General features: G+C 33.0%; 19 protein-coding genes. 12 read left to right on the top strand and 7 right to left on the bottom strand.

Annotation, left to right across the window (positions count from 1 at the left end):
* Window positions 1-383: 383 nt before the first annotated feature.
* Window positions 384-551: a hypothetical protein gene (locus tag QZV68_RS08645; RefSeq protein WP_296880568.1), complete on the top strand. Its 168-nt coding sequence runs from the start codon at window positions 384-386 to the stop codon at window positions 549-551.
* Window positions 552-703: 152 nt separating this feature from the next.
* On the opposite strand, the gene QZV68_RS10275 is transcribed toward QZV68_RS08645, so the two are convergent.
* A complete protein-coding gene (locus QZV68_RS10275; RefSeq protein ID WP_342674259.1) occupies window positions 704-826 on the bottom strand; it encodes an SMR family transporter in 123 nt (40 codons plus the stop codon).
* Between QZV68_RS10275 and QZV68_RS08635 the strand changes: the two genes are divergently transcribed.
* Window positions 795-938: a hypothetical protein gene (locus QZV68_RS08635; protein WP_292876356.1), complete on the top strand. Its 144-nt coding sequence runs from the start codon at window positions 795-797 to the stop codon at window positions 936-938. The two genes, QZV68_RS10275 and QZV68_RS08635, sit on opposite strands and share 32 nt — an antisense overlap.
* Here QZV68_RS08635 and QZV68_RS08630 read toward each other — a convergent pair.
* The gene (locus tag QZV68_RS08630; RefSeq protein WP_296880565.1) at window positions 912-1,298 is read right to left on the bottom strand and encodes a helix-turn-helix domain-containing protein; all 387 of its coding nucleotides are present in this window, start codon (window positions 1,296-1,298) and stop codon (window positions 912-914) included. The two genes, QZV68_RS08635 and QZV68_RS08630, sit on opposite strands and share 27 nt — an antisense overlap.
* A gap of 169 nt (window positions 1,299-1,467) precedes the next feature.
* On the opposite strand from QZV68_RS08630, the gene QZV68_RS08625 reads away from it, so the two are divergent.
* From QZV68_RS08625 to QZV68_RS08605, 5 genes are all read left to right on the top strand, one after another.
* Window positions 1,468-2,268, top strand: coding sequence for a cobyrinic acid a,c-diamide synthase (locus QZV68_RS08625; protein WP_012955167.1), 801 nt, complete (start codon window positions 1,468-1,470; stop codon window positions 2,266-2,268).
* A 45-nt stretch (window positions 2,269-2,313) separates the two neighbouring features.
* A complete protein-coding gene (locus QZV68_RS08620; protein WP_012955168.1) occupies window positions 2,314-3,141 on the top strand; it encodes a sulfite exporter TauE/SafE family protein in 828 nt (275 codons plus the stop codon).
* Between the two features lie 404 nt (window positions 3,142-3,545).
* The gene (locus QZV68_RS08615) at window positions 3,546-3,725 is read left to right on the top strand and encodes a hypothetical protein (RefSeq protein WP_296880563.1); all 180 of its coding nucleotides are present in this window, start codon (window positions 3,546-3,548) and stop codon (window positions 3,723-3,725) included.
* A gap of 86 nt (window positions 3,726-3,811) precedes the next feature.
* Window positions 3,812-4,159, top strand: coding sequence for a carboxymuconolactone decarboxylase family protein (locus tag QZV68_RS08610; protein WP_296880560.1), 348 nt, complete (start codon window positions 3,812-3,814; stop codon window positions 4,157-4,159).
* 18 nt (window positions 4,160-4,177) lie between these two features.
* Window positions 4,178-4,360 (top strand): MarR family transcriptional regulator, encoded by a 183-nt coding sequence (locus QZV68_RS08605; RefSeq protein ID WP_296880558.1) that lies wholly within the window; start codon window positions 4,178-4,180, stop codon window positions 4,358-4,360.
* A gap of 19 nt (window positions 4,361-4,379) precedes the next feature.
* Here the strand turns inward: QZV68_RS08605 and QZV68_RS08600 are convergent, their stop codons facing one another.
* Window positions 4,380-5,111 carry a CPBP family intramembrane glutamic endopeptidase gene (locus tag QZV68_RS08600; RefSeq protein ID WP_296880556.1) on the bottom strand — a complete coding sequence of 244 codons (732 nt, stop codon included), beginning with the start codon at window positions 5,109-5,111 and terminating at the stop codon, window positions 4,380-4,382.
* Between the two features lie 437 nt (window positions 5,112-5,548).
* On the opposite strand from QZV68_RS08600, the gene QZV68_RS08595 reads away from it, so the two are divergent.
* Both QZV68_RS08595 and QZV68_RS08590 read left to right on the top strand, forming a co-directional pair.
* On the top strand, window positions 5,549-6,298 hold the full coding sequence (locus tag QZV68_RS08595) for an ABC transporter permease (protein ID WP_296880554.1): 750 nt from the start codon (window positions 5,549-5,551) through the stop codon (window positions 6,296-6,298).
* 9 nt (window positions 6,299-6,307) lie between these two features.
* Window positions 6,308-7,060 (top strand): ABC transporter ATP-binding protein, encoded by a 753-nt coding sequence (locus tag QZV68_RS08590; RefSeq protein WP_296880552.1) that lies wholly within the window; start codon window positions 6,308-6,310, stop codon window positions 7,058-7,060.
* Between the two features lie 39 nt (window positions 7,061-7,099).
* Here the strand turns inward: QZV68_RS08590 and thiD are convergent, their stop codons facing one another.
* From thiD to proS, 3 genes are read right to left on the bottom strand one after another with little or no spacing between them, the layout of a single operon-like run.
* Entirely contained in the window at window positions 7,100-7,834 is a 735-nt protein-coding gene (thiD, locus tag QZV68_RS08585; protein ID WP_296880550.1) for a bifunctional hydroxymethylpyrimidine kinase/phosphomethylpyrimidine kinase, read from the bottom strand.
* Between the two features lies 1 nt (window position 7,835).
* A complete protein-coding gene (gene cofC / locus QZV68_RS08580) occupies window positions 7,836-8,510 on the bottom strand; it encodes a 2-phospho-L-lactate guanylyltransferase (protein ID WP_296880548.1) in 675 nt (224 codons plus the stop codon).
* Window positions 8,511-8,517: 7 nt separating this feature from the next.
* Window positions 8,518-9,921 carry a proline--tRNA ligase gene (proS, locus tag QZV68_RS08575; protein WP_296880546.1) on the bottom strand — a complete coding sequence of 468 codons (1,404 nt, stop codon included), beginning with the start codon at window positions 9,919-9,921 and terminating at the stop codon, window positions 8,518-8,520.
* A gap of 209 nt (window positions 9,922-10,130) precedes the next feature.
* On the opposite strand from proS, the gene QZV68_RS08570 reads away from it, so the two are divergent.
* The 3 genes from QZV68_RS08570 to rpiA are packed head-to-tail and all read left to right on the top strand — an operon-like array spanning window position 10,131 to window position 12,298.
* A complete protein-coding gene (locus tag QZV68_RS08570) occupies window positions 10,131-11,174 on the top strand; it encodes an NAD(P)-dependent glycerol-1-phosphate dehydrogenase (RefSeq protein ID WP_296880544.1) in 1,044 nt (347 codons plus the stop codon).
* Window positions 11,174-11,611: a UPF0179 family protein gene (locus QZV68_RS08565; protein ID WP_296880542.1), complete on the top strand. Its 438-nt coding sequence runs from the start codon at window positions 11,174-11,176 to the stop codon at window positions 11,609-11,611. The genes QZV68_RS08570 and QZV68_RS08565 overlap by 1 nt, the downstream gene beginning before the upstream one ends.
* Complete coding sequence (gene rpiA / locus QZV68_RS08560; protein WP_296880540.1) at window positions 11,612-12,298, top strand: ribose-5-phosphate isomerase RpiA; 687 nt, start codon at window positions 11,612-11,614, stop codon at window positions 12,296-12,298.
* Window positions 12,299-12,441: 143 nt separating this feature from the next.
* Here the strand turns inward: rpiA and QZV68_RS08555 are convergent.
* Window positions 12,442-14,047, bottom strand: a 1,606-nt coding sequence (locus tag QZV68_RS08555) for a right-handed parallel beta-helix repeat-containing protein (RefSeq protein WP_296880538.1), incomplete at its 5' end; no start/stop codon positions are given.

Here is a 14,047-nt window from a genome sequence, read left to right as displayed (position 1 = left end):
AAAAAGTTCTACCACTTATGCATATTTTTCAATCAACTTTATACAAATATTTTGAATTAATATTCATGAAAAGAAAAAGTAGCTATTAATTATATATAACTTAAAAATTAAATCATTAATTAATTAAATTTATGGAGAGAGTTATATGAAAGGGCATGCGAAAGTTGTCATACTTATGTTCTCTCTACACTACTTTTTTTAGAAATCATGATAATTAAATATTTTCATCTATACTGGGTGAAACTGGGATGGTGGAAATACAAATCCTGAACATGTACTATAATCACTGACACAACCTGAACCAATTAATGATACAAAGGTAACTACTTGAGTATTATTGGAAAAGTTGCAGGGTAAGATGCTGAAATTATTATAAACAATTGATGACAAGCAATTATTGTTATGCCAACAGCAACATGAAGTTGGTCAAAAGGAACCAGAAGTTGCATGATCCAGATTCACCGTTGCTGATTGGGGATGTTAAAGATGGGGATGTTGTAAATGAAGTTAATGAACCTAGCTATATTGATTTACAAACTAAGTTGTTTTGACTTTTAGTTTTTTTTTTAAAAAATAATTCATAATTAATGTAAGCTCATTTTTGAGAATAGATTTAGCACCCCTACACCTATAATGATAAGTAAAAGTCCAAGGATAGCAGCCCAATCAGGGGTCTGTTTGAAAGCGATAATCCCTACAATTGTCACAAGCACGATTCCCAATGCTGACCAATGGCATATGCAACTCCTATTGGTGCTGTTTTTAGGCAGTTGCTGAGACTGTAAAATGATAATATGTATAATATGATTGATGCTATTGTTGGCAATGGTTTAGTGAAACCTTCAGCAACTTTTAACAGTGATGTGGCACTGGTTTCAATAGAATTGCAAGTAAAAGATAAGCAATATTATTCATTTTTGGTTTCCCCCATATTTTAACTGTTCAAATTCTTTTTTAATTTTTTCCAGTTCCTCTCCATGATATTCCTCTTCAAGATTGAAAATGGCGAGTTCGTATAATATGTTTTGAAGCCTGTGGCCTTTTTCAGTCAGGTGATATGATGTTTCATTATCTTTGATGTTTTTTTCGATGATGTTGTTTTCTTCCAGTTCCTTAAGTCTTTGTGTTAGGATTCTATTGGACAGTTCAGGCTTGTCCTCTTTGAAATCGCTGAAATATTTTTTTCCAAGAATCATGTCCCTTAAAATGTATACTGTCCATTTGTTTTTAATAAGATTCAGATTTTTTTCAAATTGACAGTATGGGGGCAGTTTATCAAATTTTCTTTTAATTGTCATTTTGCACCTATTGTTAAATTTAAACCTTTTCCTTTAAATATTTTTAAAAAGTATTACTTTAAAGAGGATATCACACTGTTACTTATTATTTTTGTTACCTTTTTGTTACAAAACCTTTTAATTGTAGTTTATTTATAATTTAAAACACAAATTATGGAAAGTGAACTAAATGAAAGAAAAAATATTTATCAATGGAAGAGGAGGATGTGGAAAGAGCACATTCATATCATTAATTGCAAAGGAATTGTCAAAAAACAATAAAGTATTAATAATTGATATGGATGAGGGAAACCTCGGATTGAACAAGATGCTTAATGTTGATGTTGCAGACACTTCATTAATGGAATATTATGGTGGAAGAGATAAGATAATGGGTGAAATTTTAAAAGTAGGAATTAAAGGTATGGTTTTAGAAAAAATCAACCTGAAAGATGACGCCGCCTCAGATTCAATAGATATTTTGGATAATATGAAATTATCAGATTTACCTTCCGATTATGTGACATGGAACGGAAATATAGGATTCATTGAATCCGGAAAAATCAACGACCCTGATGAAGGCTGTGCCTGTCCGATGGGAAATCTTACAAGAGACTTCCTAAATCACATTGAATTACAAGACAATGAAGTAATATTGGTCGACACCTCAGCGGGAATAGAACACATTGGAAGAGGAGTAATTGAGTCTGCAGACAAACTCATTTCAATAGTTGACCCGTCAAGCGATGCAATATTGTTGGCAAATAAAATAGGATCATTATCAAAAGAGGCATCCAAAGAATATATGGTAATATTGAATAAAATTGATGAAAATACTAAAGATTTGGTATTGGAACAATTGGATGATGACATATCTGTCGTTGGGGAACTTGAATATAATTCACACATAGCTCAAAGCAACCTTTCCCAAAAAGAAATTAACCTTGAGGAAGTAGAAGGTGAAATTAAGGAAATCTGTGCAAAAATTTAAAGATTTGATTAAGATTTAAATTTCAATAGGGCGCATGGTGCAATAATGGATTTGCTTTTTTATGTTGTTTTGCTGTTGATTGGAGGTTGCTTTGCAGGTTTCATGGCAGGCCTTTTGGGGATTGGCGGTGGAATTGTAATCACTCCAATCCAATATTATCTTTTAACCTCAATTGGATGTGATCCTAAAACGTCCCTAACGGTTACCTTTGCAACAGGTCTTGCAGTTATCTGTGTCACGATGATAAACAGTACACGAAAGCACAAACAAAACAATCTAATAGTAAAACAGCACCTAAAACCAATGATGGTCTTTGGTTTTGTAGGTGCCATTCTGGGTGCAGTCATATCTCAATACATAGATGTTGAGGTTTTAAAGATTTTGTTTGGTGTAATATGTATAGTATCAACAGTATTTTTAGTTTTAATAAAATCTCCTACCTCTTTAGATAATATTAAAACTGATGCAGGATTATTTTACTCTATTGCATTTGCATGTGGTCTTGCAAGCGGATTGATAGGTCCCGCAGGAGGAGCATTTATCATACCGATTTTCGTGGCATACTTGAGATATCCAATAACAAATACTATCGGAACAACTTCAGCATTAAGCATCGCAACCACACTTGCAGGGGTAATCTGTTATATTGTTTTAGGTTGGGGTGTTCAAGGATTGCCGGATTTTTCATTAGGTTATGTCAACTTGCTTCAATTCGTATTTTTAACAATAACCAGCATTATTGTATCCGGATATGCTGCTAACCTATCTAAAAAAATCAATCCTACAAAATTAAAAGCGCTGCAGGTAATCGTAATATCATATATTGGCCTTCAAATGATGGGGGTATTCGACATAATATTAAGCATAATATAATTTTGATTTGTATGTATAATGTATGGAAAAATTGTATTGGTTGTGGGGAATGTGCAAAGGCATATGATTTTAATCTGATTCAAACATTTGATGATTATATTCTGATGGATATTGAAAAGTGCAGGCATTGCTCAAAATGTGTAGAAACTTGTCAAAACAATGTTTTTACAAAATCAGTTATTTTTAAACACTTTTTATATCTATTATATTATAAGATTAAAAAATCTTAGGATAATTGAAAAATTGATGAGTATCTCATAACAGTTAAGATTTTTATATAGGTTAATGGTTTGTATGTCCAATTTTTGTAAGGCATTTGACAAGTTATATTTGTTTGTTAAATGTGGAAACAAAATTCACTAAAAAGTAGTAGATAATTTAAAGTGTGTTACGCCAACAGCAACATGAAGCTAGTCAAAAGGAATCAAAAATTGCATAATCCTGATTCTCCTTTGTTGATTGGTGATGTTAAAGATGGTGATGTTGTAAAAGAGGTTAGAAAACATAGTTTCATTGAAACTCACGAAAAGTTCTACCACTTATGCATATTTTTCAATCAACTTTATACAACTATTTTGAATTAATATTCATGAAAAGAAAAAGTAGCTATTAATTATATATAATTTAAAAAAGTAAAATACTATTAATTAAAATTAATTGAGGTTATTATATGAAAGGAGAAGTTTATTATGGTAAAGGTATACGCGAGTTGGAAGGTGAACACCCTGATTTGTATGAACTTGTAACTGATATGAATAATGTTGTCTGGGATGGAAAAGTATTAGATTACAAAACTCAAAAATTAATAGCTATAGGCATTACTGCATCACGTGCTGACCCTAGAGCTATCAAAAAACAAATCAGAAGTGCTATTGAAGTATTGCGCATTACTCCTGAAGAAATTGTTGATGTTTTGAGAGTTGTTTTATTGACTTCAGGCATGCCTGCGTTTTCCAAATCACTTCAAATTTTAAATAGTGTTGTTGCATCCATGGAAGAAGAGGAAAACATGGAATGATTCTTGGGTGTGTGGAAAATGGATGATAAAGAAAAAGTAATTGAGGCATTCAGAAGTTCTGATGACCCTTTAAATGCTAAAAAGGTAAGTGAACTTTCTGGTGTTGAGAAAAAAGAAGTTGATAAAATCATGAAAGAATTAAAAAAGGATGAAACAATTGTTTCTCCAAAAAGATGTTATTGGACTCTTGCAGAAAAATAATATCTTCCCCTTATTTTTTTTAGATTATCTGGTAGATAATTTCACCCGTGAAGAATAGTATAAATGCAATCATCCCGTAGTTCAGAAATACTGTTTTTAATGGATTTTTTAAATAAATCTCTGTTTTTGATCCATTAAATCTGGCTTTTTTATATCCTGCCAGTCCAAGAATTCCAATTATGATGCATGAAATCACTATTAAAATGTATATCAACACAATACTAAAATCAGCAAAATTGAATGAGTTATGAATGAGTGATTGGACTGCTCTGCCGACAAGTAAGCTTACAATTGATCCCATCAGATTGATGATTATATGCATTGATATTGAATAGATTATTTTTCCGGTTTTTATGTAGACATATGCAAAGAATCCTCCAATCAGGAAAGCATAGAAAAACTGATTCAGATTTCCATGGACAAATGCAAATATCAATGCTGAGAGTATTATGGATACTTTTGCACCGTATTTTATTGTTCTGTCAACCAATACTTTCCTGAATATTAATTCTTCAAAGACAGGTCCGATAAAACTAATCAGTAGCAGGTTTATCAGGATATTTGATGAACCAATCAGTTCTGAAACGGGATTTGCTATTTCTTTATTGATGGTTCCACCCAGTAAGGCAGTAATCAGAAGGCCAACCATATTCCCAATCCACATTAGAGTTATTGAAATTGCAACGTATTTTATGAATTTTTTTGGAGTAATGTCTTCTTTTTGCAGTGTTTTCGATTCAATTTTTCTCATTAGGTAAATAAAAATAGGCAATGGCAGTAAATAATTGCAAATTGATGATAGGATTGCTAGTATATTAATATCACTAAGTAACTTTGCGTTAAATGTTCCTAGGATATTTATGAGTATTATCTGAAATATCAAAGCAGTTATTCCTAATATTAAATAGTTAAGACCAATTTTTGAGAAAAATTTTTTATCTGCATTCAATATTACACCCTTTTGATAGTTTTGGTAAAATCTTATTAAATTAATATTATATAATTTTATCTATTTTTTCAAGCAATTTTCTTTCAATGTCTTTAAGGATTAAGTTGGAATTGTTGAATTTATCATTAATCCCTTAAAATTTGTATTTTTTAGAGTTATTTGTGTTAATTTTTTTTAAAAAGTTTTTATATTATAATGCTTATAATTATAACTGTATAAAAATTTATTTAAGTGATGAAATGTTTGATAATTATAAAAATAAATTCGTTCCAGTAATTTTACCGATTATATTGATATTTTTTTGGTATTTAATTACTAATGGGCTGGGATTATTTTCTTCATATATCTTGCCGGGTCCTATTGATGTAATCAATTCTGCATGGGTAGTTATTCAAAATGGAAAATTACTCACCAATACAGTGGATACATTATTCAAAGTATTTGCAGGTTTAATTTTAGCATCTATAGTTGCAATTCCTCTTGGAATTATACTTGGTTGGTATAAAACTTTGGAAGATTTATGCACTTTTGTAATAAGTGTTTTAAGACCAATCCCTCCTGTTGCATGGATTCCATTTTCAATTTTATGGTTTGGAATAGGAACTGTTCCTGCAATATTCATTATATTTATGGGATGTGTATTCCCTATTTTGATATATACTACTGACGGAGTTAAAAGAACTGATAAAGTGTTGGTTGAATCTGCACAAACATTAGGAGCAAACGACTGGAATGTTTTAAGGCGTATTGTTATGCCTTCTGCGGTCCCTTATGTCGTATCCGGTTTAAAGGTAGGTATCGGTATTGCATTGATGTGTACTATTTCAGCTGAAATGATTGGTTCAAGTAGTGGTTTAGGTTATATGATTTTAACTGCAACAAACCTGTTTGATACTGGTACTACTGTTGTAGGTATGCTTGTAATTGGTTTAATTGGACTTATATTTGACTTTGTATTTACAAGAGTTCAAAACAGGATATTCTGGTAGGTGTTATGAATGTCAATTGAGATAAAAAATATTAATAAATCCTTTGAAGGTAAAAAATCAGATAAATTATCTGTTTTGGAGGATATTAATTTAACTATTGATGATGGGGAGTTAGTTTGCCTTTTAGGACCATCAGGTTGTGGTAAAACTACTCTTTTACGATTGATTGCAGGATTGGATCAACCTACTTCTGGAGAAATTGTTGCCAATGGTGAAGTTGTTAAAAAACCATCCGGTGACAGGGCTGTAATTTTTCAGCAATATTCACTATTTCCTTGGTTAACTGTTCTTCAAAATGTAACTTTTGGTTTGGAAATGACAAAACAGGGAAGCAAAGAAGAAAATATTGCTGCTGCTGAAAGATACTTGACAAGTGTTGGTTTAATTGACTTTAAAGATAGCTATCCTCATGAACTTTCAGGTGGTATGAAGCAAAGGGTTGCAATAATTAGATCTTTGCTTAACCATTCACCAATATTGTTAATGGATGAGCCATTTTCTGCATTGGATATGCAAAATAGGCATAAGCTTCAAGAGCAACTGATTGGGGTTTGGAAAAGATTTGAAAATACAATTGTTTTTGTAACTCACGATGTTGATGAGGCAGTGTATCTTGCTGATAAAATTGTCATCATGGATAAAAATCCTGGAAAGATTGCAAATATCGTGGATGTAAATATTGATAGACCAAGAAAAAGAGAATCTGAAGAGTTTATTGCTCTTCAAGAGTCAATTGTCGAAAATTTAGATATGGGAGACTAGCTTTTCAGCCATATCTCATTTAATTCTTTTTTTTTAACATTATATTTTAGCTATTAAAGTTCCGTAATTTCCATTTTTTATTCCCTCATAGACATAATCGAGGGATTTTAAGATAGATTTTTTCAAATCATTGTTTTTTGCCAAATAAGCAACAATGGCTGATGATAGATTGCAGCCGGTGCCATGCAGATTATCTGTTTCTATTAATTCCTGTTTTACTGTTGTAACCTCATCATTAATGTTGATTGTATTGATTCCGTCTAAGTGGCCTCCGGTGATTATGTTGTTGCATCTGATTTTTTTGGATGCTTTTATTGCATCTTCTTCACTGCCAATCTTAAAATCAGCTAATTTTTCTGCTTCAGAAATATTGGGTGTTGTTAAAATGGATTTTGGAAGCAGATATCTGTTAAACGCATTAGCCAAATCCTCTTTGGTTAAATCTCCGCCGGAAGTTGCAACCATTACTGGGTCAACCACAGCCTTTAAATTATATTCTTTAATCTTTTCTGATACCATCTTAATTATTTCAGGCGAATAGAGCATTCCTGTTTTGATGAATTCGACTTCATATGATTCCATCACTGAATCAATTTGCTCTTCAATATATGATTCGTTCACAGGCATTGTTGAAAAAAATTTATATGGATTTTGAGCAGTCAAAGCGGTTACCACTCCTGTTCCATAGACTCCAATTGCTTGGAATGTTTTTAAATCAGCAAATACACCAGCGCCTCCTGAAGGATCAACACCTGCAATACTCATCACTATCATTTTAATCAGATCTTGTAACGTTTATTCTTTCGCTTCCGCGTGAAGGTTCGAATTTCACTTTCAATTCTTTTAAGTATTTTCTGGTATGGGTTTTTTCTCCATGAATCATTATTTCTCCCAAATCTTCAGCAGTATTGACGTCCAGCGCCATGAAAAATGAATCATGAACCTGAGGATTTAATTTTTTTCTTTCAGCTGCTTTAACATGTTCCTTGTAGCTGAATCCTTCAAATTTGGTATGTATTCCCATAGGTTTCATAATCATCATGTTTGTTCCACCGCCTTTTGATGGAACAATGATGAAATCAAGGCTCTTTCCAGCATCAATTAGCATTTGGATATTGGTTTTTCCGATTAAGGGGATATCTGATGGAACAATAATGACTTTGCGGGTTTTACCTTTGCAGAATTTCATCGCCTGTGTCAATGCTTTGTTTAAATTGGAATTTTCATTTTCCAAAATGGTGTTCAGATTAAGACTTTCAGCATAAGATAAAACGTCTTCGTCTCTGCTAATGATGAAAATTTTATCGACATATCTTTTCAGTGTGTCCGTTACATCCTGAAGCATTACCTTTAGGAGTTTTTCTCTTTCTTTCTCTGATAAAAAAGGAGAAAGCCTGGTTTTTGCATTTTTGAACTTACTGACTGGAATTATTGCATAGATATTATCCATAATATCACTAATATGTTTTAGCTATTAAAGCGAGGTATTTCGCATCATTGTCACTGGCTATACATTTGCCTTCGGATATTTCTTCCAGGATTCCTAAAATGTCATAGCCTGTTTTTTCTTCAATTTCTTTACCTATCTCTTCGTCTCCACACCATTTAAATTTAACGATGTTTCCTGCTTCGACAAGTTCTGAAATTTCATCTAGATTGTCTGTAAATTTGACATGTTCTTCTTGGAAGTTCCATGCCTGTGAAGATAAACTTTCGGATGATTTTTCAAGTAAATCCACTACATTGTCAGCTAATGATTCATCAAGTGCAAGTTCGATTTTCTCTTCTTCATCTCTTCTCATAGCTATTGTAATGTTATTTTCTAAATCACGAGGTCCGAGTTCAAGTTTAATTGGTGTTCCTTTCAGTTCCCAATCGTTGAATTTTTTGCCTGGCCTTATGTCTCTGTCATCAAGATTTACTCTCAATCCTTTTGCTTCGAGCTGTTCTTTAATTTCACTGCATTTGGCTAGAACTTCTTCTTTTCCTTTCTTAAATAAAATTGGAATTATGGTAACTTGGTTAGGTGATACTTTTGGTGGCAGACGTAAACCTTTGTCGTCTCCGTGAATTCCAATAACTGATGCGATTACTCTATCGGATACTCCCGCACAGGTCTGATAGACAAGTTTGTGCTCACCGTCCTTATCTTCGAAGGTGATGTCAAATGTTTTTGCAAAGGTTTGACCTAAATTATGGATTGTACCAACTTGCAATGTCTTACCATTTGGCATGATGACATCAAAAGCCATTGTGTAGTCTGCTCCTGGGAATTTGTCCCATTCAGGTCTTTTGGAAATTAAATACGGGATGGCTAAATCATCAAAGAACTCTTTATACATTTCAATGAAGTCTTGAACTTGCTCATCTGATTCCTCTTTAGTGGCATGGGCAGTGTGGGCTTCTTTAAATGTAGTGATTTCTCTCACCCTAATTAAAGGTCTAGTGTGTTTTGTTTCATATCTGAAGGTATTGACGATTTGATACATTTTGATTGGAAGATCAATGTGTGTTCTAATCCATAATGAATACATAGGATAGATTGCTGTCTCACTGGTTGGTCTTAATGCAAGATGTTCGTTCAAATCTCTTTTACCGCCTTTTGTAACCCAGTACACTTCCTCTTCGAATCCTTTTACGTGTATACCTTCCTTTGCAAGTTCATTTTCTGGAACAAGCATGGGAAACAATACTTCATCATGGTCTTTATCCAATAAGTTTCTGATAATGTTCATGGAATGTTTTCTTATCTGAAAACCGTATGGCCTCCAAACTGCCATTCCTTTAATAGGATATCTTGAATCAGTTATGTCTGCTTGTTCTAAAATGTCATGAAACCATTCATCAAAATTTTCCACCATATCACCTAATAATATTTTATAATATTAAATAATTTGTTTTTAATAACTATTAAATTTATTTAATTATATTTGTTGAATTTGTTATAGAATCGGCCACGGTTAATGTTTTTGTATTTCTCAATATTTTTTCATATGAAAATTTTTAAGAAAGTTATTTATAATTATTTTATACATATATATTAATGTATAATTTACTTTAGGAGATATTTATGAGTAATAGGAAAATACAAATGCCTCGTGAAGTTTACATTGATCCGGGTATTATAAAAGATACTGGAGAAATTTGTAAGTCTTTGCATTTGGATAAAAAGATTTTAATCGTTACGGGTAATCATACATATGAAGCAGGTGCAAAACCTGCAATAGAAAGCCTTGAAAAAGCAGGCATTGAATGGGATGTTATTAAAGTCAACAATGCAACCTATGATTCAATAGCCGAAGTTGAAGAATTGATCACTTCAGACACCACTGTTTTGGGCATTGGTGGAGGAAAAATAATCGATGTAGCCAAGTTATCTTCACATAATCAAGGTGTTTATTTTGTTTCCATGCCAACAACAGCTTCACATGATGGTATTGTATCTCCTTTAGCTTCAATTAAAGACCCTAATACTTCAACATCTGCTAAAGCACAGTCTCCAATAGCTGTAATTGCTGATACTGAAATTATTGCACAATCTCCATTCAGGCTGTTGTCTGCAGGATGTGCAGATTTGATTGCAAATTTTACAGCTATTAAAGATTGGGAATTGGCTCATAGACTAAAAAATGAACCTATCAGCGAATCAGCAGCTGCACTGTCAATCATGTCAGCGCATTTAATCACTGATAATGTAGCCAATATAAAGCCAAATCTTGAAGCAAGTGCAAGAATAGTCATGAAATCATTGTTCAGTGGTGGAATGGCTATCAGTATTGCAGGTTCATCACGTCCTGCCAGTGGATCAGAACATTTGTTCTCACATGCATTGGATAAGATTTTGGACAAGCCTGCATTGCACGGTGAGCAATGTGGTATTGGAACTATTCTTATGATGTATCTTCATGGAGGCGATTGGAAGGCAATAAAAGATGCGCTTAAGTCTGTACAAGCACCAACAACTGCCCAGGAAGTTGGAATATCAGAAGAAGACATAATTGATGCACTGGTGTTGGCTCATAAAATCAGGCCTGAAAGATATACTATTTTAGGTGACAATGGAATTTCAAAAGAAGCGGCATATGAGCTGGCTTATAAAACAGAGGTGATTTAATGATTACATTAATAGGAAAGGAATTGGCAAAAAAAGGTCAGGAGTTTGTTTTTCTAGGTCCTGCTGAGGAGTGTGAAAATTGCAGATTTAAATCATCCTGTGTTGGAAATCTGGAAAAGAACAGAAAATACGTTGTAACTGACGTTAAAGACACACAGCAAAAATGCCCGATACATGCAGAAGAAACTGTTATTCCTGTAGAGGTTGACAGAGCTAAAATTGATTTGCTGACTGATTCAAAAAGTATTTTCGAAGGATCAACATTTACGTTCAATGCTCCTGACTGTGATGAGAATTGTGATTTTCATGATTTATGTTTCCCTGACGGATTGGAGGAAAACGATAAATGCATCGTTTTAGAAAACAACGGTAAACATAAAGAGGAATGTAAAAAAGGTTATAAACTTAATAAACTTACTTTGGGGTTTGTGATATAAATGAAAAATGCCAGTAGCAATGATTCCAGTAAAAAGAATGCAGGCTATAAAGCAGCGGAATATGTTGAAGATGGAATGGTTTTAGGACTTGGAACAGGTTCAACTACACACTATTTCATTGAAAAAGTGGGAATGAGAATTCGCGATGAAGGTATTAATGTAATGGGAATTCCAACATCATTCCAATCATTATTAAAAGCTAAAGAATGGAACATTCCAATAACCACTTTGGAAGAGCATGACATTGACCTGTCAGTTGATGGCGCTGATGAAGTTGATGGCCAATTCAATCTAATTAAAGGTGGTGGAGCGGCACATACAAAAGAAAAAATTGTTGACTATGCTGCAGAGAAATTCATCGTCATTGTCGATGAGTCAAAATGCGTCAAGGAATTGGGGAATTTCCCTGTGCCTGTTGAAGTCTTGCCTGATGCGTCCCGTATGGTCATTAAAGAACTTGAGGATATGGGTGCCAAATGTGAAATAAGAATGGCTCAAAGAAAGGATGGTCCTGTAATTACTGATAACGGCAACTTTGTTATTGATGCTAAATTTGAAAAAATCGAATCACCTGAGCACATGGAAATTGACTTGAATACAATTCCTGGCGTTGTTGAAAATGGTATATTTTCACAGATGGTTGATAAGGTTATTGTCGGTACATCTGAAGCGACTAAGGAATTGTAGCTGGTGAAATGCCCATTCCTAATGGTGAAATGCCTTTATTTAATCTGATGATTTAATTTACTTCAAACTGCATATTCTAGAAAGAATAAACATAGATTATTTTTTTAAAAAAAGAAAAATTAAAGAGATTAATATAAATCTCTTTATCTTATTATTATCACTGTTTTAACTGCTTTTCCAGTAAAGTATGTATTTCCTGCAAATCTAACAACTGAAGTATATTTACCTTTTTTAGTTAATTTGGTAATTTTAAAGATGGCTTTGCCTTTTTTGGTAATTGCAGTGTAAGTTTTCTTATTAACTTTTAAGGTTAATTTTGCATTTGAAATAACTTTATTGGATTTGGATTTTAAAACTACAACATAATTTTTGGCTTTTTTGGAATAATAGGTCTTTTTAGGAGCGGATAATTTAGTTGCTTCTTTGATAACTTTGATGGTTGCAGTTTTGCTAGCTGCTTTGTATTGGTCATCACCAGCAAATTTAACAGTTGCTTTTAATGTGCTTACTTTTTTTGCTTTAAGAGTTACTTTAGTTATTCCTTTAGCATTGGTAGTTGCTCTGTAGGTTTTTCCATTATATTTGACAGTAATGGTTTTATTGGCTAAAGCTTTTCCTTGACCATCTTTAAGAGTGATTTGGTATGTACTTCCTTTTACAATAACTCGTAAGTAGACAGTTTTACCTGCTGCAGTGATTGCAGTATCAACTCTGTCATCAACGATTTTTACAGTTGCATTTGCTTCAGTTTTGAGGTAATTGTCAGTGCCTGCAAATACAAATGTAGCATCATAAATACCTGCTTTTAAACCGGTGTTGAATGTTGCATTACCTTTAGCATCAGTTTCAGCAGTAAAGTTTTCTCCACCAATTGTTGCTGAAATTGTTTGTTTGGAAATTGGTTTTCCAGTTGCATCAGTTAAAGTAACATTAAATCCATCTTCTGTTAGTCCAATGGTTATTAATCCGGTATCTGTAGTAGTGATTGTAGCAGTTTCTTTATCTGAGTATGTTCTCATTACATTATCAGCACTTTGATATTTATTTTCTGCTTTTGTAAGGTATGTCACAAAAGTAGGTGGGAATGGTAATGAATCTAAGTTATATGAATTTGTACCAATAGTTACGTTGTAGTATCCTCCGCCGAGTAAAATAGCGATTCTACTTTTATTAATTGTATTGTTAAATATGCTTTCGTCTCCTGATCCGTATGCTGTAATTCCACTGATTTTACAATTATTGATTGTGTTGTTGTAAACAATATGACCTTTAGAGTGCATAAGATATATTCCTTCTTTAGAAGAGAATATTGTGTTAAATGCTATGGTTACATTAGGTCCGGTTCCGTGTCTTGTATCAATACCATGATTTATTGCATTGCTGATGGTGTTTTCTATAATTATTGCTCTAGGAGAACCGAAGTTCATTATTCCTGTTGTGTATATGTCATGCACATTATTTTTACTGATTATGCTGTCTGAAGAGTATTGTTCGAAAATACCCCAAGATGCACCAGTAACCTCACATCCAGTAATTACTAACTTTTTATTGGTGTCAGCATAGATGCCTGCGGTCTTATATTCGTCAGTGGTTGTTGTTGCTTTTGTAGTATCATATCCTGGATATTTTGCAATGATATTCAAGTCACTTACAACAGCTCCGGTAGTGTTTAAAATGTATAATACTGCACGGTATGCAACTGCATATCCTCCTTCTGCAGTGTCTCTTGTTACTTTTTCAGGAACATTT

Origin of the sequence: uncultured Methanobrevibacter sp. (assembly GCF_902801725.1) — an archaeon.
Lineage (GTDB): Archaea > Methanobacteriota > Methanobacteria > Methanobacteriales > Methanobacteriaceae > Methanocatella.
The sequence above is the reverse complement of the archived record's forward strand: the minus strand, read 5'-3'. Positions and strand labels throughout refer to the sequence as shown.

Coding starts and splice junctions, on each gene's coding strand:
- QZV68_RS08600 (WP_296880556.1), bottom strand. CDS start 5,111: ATGAGAAAAATTGAATCGAAAACACTGCAAAAAGAAGACATTACTCCA.
- rpiA (WP_296880540.1), top strand. CDS start 11,612: ATGAAAAATGCCAGTAGCAATGATTCCAGTAAAAAGAATGCAGGCTAT.
- thiD (WP_296880550.1), bottom strand. CDS start 7,834: ATGATAGTGATGAGTATTGCAGGTGTTGATCCTTCAGGAGGCGCTGGT.
- QZV68_RS08595 (WP_296880554.1), top strand. CDS start 5,549: ATGTTTGATAATTATAAAAATAAATTCGTTCCAGTAATTTTACCGATT.
- QZV68_RS08625 (WP_012955167.1), top strand. CDS start 1,468: ATGAAAGAAAAAATATTTATCAATGGAAGAGGAGGATGTGGAAAGAGC.
- QZV68_RS08620 (WP_012955168.1), top strand. CDS start 2,314: ATGGATTTGCTTTTTTATGTTGTTTTGCTGTTGATTGGAGGTTGCTTT.
- QZV68_RS08615 (WP_296880563.1), top strand. CDS start 3,546: ATGAAGCTAGTCAAAAGGAATCAAAAATTGCATAATCCTGATTCTCCT.
- QZV68_RS08605 (WP_296880558.1), top strand. CDS start 4,178: ATGGATGATAAAGAAAAAGTAATTGAGGCATTCAGAAGTTCTGATGAC.
- QZV68_RS08610 (WP_296880560.1), top strand. CDS start 3,812: ATGAAAGGAGAAGTTTATTATGGTAAAGGTATACGCGAGTTGGAAGGT.
- QZV68_RS08590 (WP_296880552.1), top strand. CDS start 6,308: ATGTCAATTGAGATAAAAAATATTAATAAATCCTTTGAAGGTAAAAAA.
- QZV68_RS08635 (WP_292876356.1), top strand. CDS start 795: ATGTATAATATGATTGATGCTATTGTTGGCAATGGTTTAGTGAAACCT.
- QZV68_RS08570 (WP_296880544.1), top strand. CDS start 10,131: ATGAGTAATAGGAAAATACAAATGCCTCGTGAAGTTTACATTGATCCG.
- QZV68_RS08645 (WP_296880568.1), top strand. CDS start 384: ATGACAAGCAATTATTGTTATGCCAACAGCAACATGAAGTTGGTCAAA.
- proS (WP_296880546.1), bottom strand. CDS start 9,921: ATGGTGGAAAATTTTGATGAATGGTTTCATGACATTTTAGAACAAGCA.
- QZV68_RS08565 (WP_296880542.1), top strand. CDS start 11,174: ATGATTACATTAATAGGAAAGGAATTGGCAAAAAAAGGTCAGGAGTTT.
- QZV68_RS08630 (WP_296880565.1), bottom strand. CDS start 1,298: ATGACAATTAAAAGAAAATTTGATAAACTGCCCCCATACTGTCAATTT.
- cofC (WP_296880548.1), bottom strand. CDS start 8,510: ATGGATAATATCTATGCAATAATTCCAGTCAGTAAGTTCAAAAATGCA.